Origin of the sequence: Hyphomonas sp. UBA3195 (assembly GCF_002366485.1) — a bacterium.
GTDB lineage: Bacteria > Pseudomonadota > Alphaproteobacteria > Caulobacterales > Hyphomonadaceae > Hyphomonas.
Window position 1 is genome coordinate 60,999 of the sequence record NZ_DEXB01000049.1, and the last position, 839, is coordinate 61,837.

The following is an 839-nucleotide window of genomic DNA, read 5'->3' on the forward strand; positions in this document are numbered from 1 at the left end:
GAAGCCATGGCGAAAGTCGGCAATGAAGGCGTCATCACGGTTGAAGAAGCCAAGTCGCTCGAAACCGAACTCGATGTTGTCGAAGGCATGCAGTTCGATCGTGGCTACCTGTCGCCTTACTTCATCACCAATCCGGACAAGATGATCGCGGAACTCGAAGATCCGTTCATTCTGCTGCACGAGAGCAAGCTGTCTTCCCTGCAGCCAATGCTGCCGATCCTCGAAAACGTTGTTCAGAGCCAGAAGCCGCTCCTGATCATCGCTGAAGATGTCGACGGTGAAGCCCTCGCAACGCTCGTGGTCAACAAGCTGCGCGGCGGCCTGAAGATCGCTGCTGTGAAAGCTCCTGGCTTCGGCGATCGCCGCAAGGCCATGCTGCAGGACATTGCTGTCCTCACCGGCGGCCAGGTCATCTCCGAAGACCTCGGCATCAAGCTCGAAAACGTCTCCATGGACATGCTCGGCACCGCGAAGAAAGTCGCCATCACGAAAGATGACACGACCATCGTGGATGGCGCTGGCGCCAAGAAAGACCTCGAAGCACGCGTGTCCCAGATCCGCAAGCAGATCGAAGACACGTCTTCCGACTATGACAAGGAGAAGCTCCAGGAGCGTCTCGCCAAACTGGCTGGCGGCGTAGCTGTCATCAAGGTTGGTGGCGCCACCGAAGTGGAAGTGAAAGAGCGCAAGGATCGCGTCGATGACGCCCTGAACGCCACGCGTGCCGCTGTTGAAGAAGGCATCGTTCCTGGTGGTGGTACGGCGCTTCTCGCTGCTGCAGGCAATATCGACGTCAAAGGCCTCAATGCAGACGAGCAGGCCGGTATCGACATCGTGCG

The 839-nt window shown here is 58.0% G+C and carries 1 protein-coding gene; it reads left to right on the forward strand.

Going from position 1 to position 839, the window contains the following annotated elements:
• A partial coding sequence (groEL, locus tag B2344_RS14895) for a chaperonin GroEL (protein WP_290485501.1) occupies positions 1-839 on the forward strand: 839 nt, incomplete at both ends.